The sequence below is a fragment of the Methylotuvimicrobium sp. genome (assembly GCF_050611805.1).
In the GTDB taxonomy this organism is placed as follows: Bacteria; Pseudomonadota; Gammaproteobacteria; order Methylococcales; family Methylomonadaceae; genus Methylotuvimicrobium.
Map to the genome: position 1 here is coordinate 64,561 of NZ_JBNGHF010000025.1, position 1,274 is coordinate 65,834.

1 protein-coding gene is annotated in these 1,274 nt (G+C 52.0%); it reads right to left on the bottom strand.

The annotated features are described in order from the left end of the window. Nucleotides 1-24: 24 nt before the first annotated feature. Nucleotides 25-1,071: a prepilin-type N-terminal cleavage/methylation domain-containing protein gene (locus ACRJJO_RS13360; protein WP_431066199.1), complete on the bottom strand. Its 1,047-nt coding sequence runs from the start codon at nt 1,069-1,071 to the stop codon at nt 25-27. Nucleotides 1,072-1,274: the final 203 nt, after the last annotated feature.

Sequence of the window (1,274 nt, forward strand, 5' to 3'; positions counted from 1 at the left end):
TGGGAACCAGAGGGGTGCTACGCCTTAGTCGCGGGTCGCTTCGGCGATGTTCATGTCAATCGTGTTGCCTTCGGTGTCGATGAAGCCCAACAGACGTGGACGGGCCAGAAAATCTTTAGCTACTAAATTACTTGCCCTTGTTACATCTATACCGTCAGCCGTATCTGTTTTTGGTCCTTTTGCCAACAAGAACAGGCCGATGTAACGCGCATATTGATTAGCTGGATTGACGTTTTTGCTGGTGTAGGTTGGGGCTTGAACCACGCCTGCCGAGGAATCGACAGTGCTTTGCGCCGCGTCGCCACCGAAACCGATTGCCAAGACCAGATTACAACGCTCGGTGCTCAAGGCATCGTTAATGGAATTGATGATTCGCGGTCTGTCAACGGCTGCAATATTGGTATCTCCAGTCCAGGCTGTTGAAATATCAACACCATTTACTTTGCAATCCATAGGGGTAGGAGTTGCAGCTTCTCTATCATAGGCTTTAGATGCAAGAATGGAAATATAGGCGGGGTCTCCATTCGCTAAATTGCCTGTTGCCAGGAAATCACCAAACTCGGTTTCCACGGCGCCGCCAGTAGCACTAGGTGGATTCGTACCTTCGTTATGCGCCCGGTTCGGTTCGACTGGACCATTGATGCCTACACCGTCTCCAAAAACATGCTGAATTTCATCCATGCCGAAGTTATTTTCAAAATAGTCTTCTATATCGACTCCAACCGTTGTGTCATTGATTACTCCAACTAATTGAGCGCTGCCCAAAATATCCTGTAATTTTTCAGGAATAAAATCGCCTCCTACAGCAGCTTGTCCATCAGTTACCGGGTCCGCCAAGTTATCCCACTGATTCGGATAAGCACCCGTGACGGCCCGGTAGGCACGCACGCCTTGATCGAGCGCGCCGATGGTGTTGGCCGCGCGCGAGGATTGCGCTTTTTCGTCGGCGCCGTCGTAGGCGACCAATGCGCCGGTGGCCAGAATCGCCAGCAAGGTGACGACGACCAGCAATTCCAACAAGGTAAAACCGCTTTGACCGGCGGCGCGGTTGGTTAAGGTTTGTGTTTTCATCAATTAAGCCTCTTTTTCAATTGTGTCGTGATACCGCAACCGCCGCCCGCGGTCTGTTGGCGTCTTGTTTTCATCCCCCGCGTCGCGGGTTTGCAAAAATTCGATGCGACTCGCTCGCACTCGTTTGTTATCTCGTTCCCACGCTCCTGCGTGGGAATGCAGACCGGCGCTTCCGTACCGGCATCAGTTTCGTGCCGCTACTC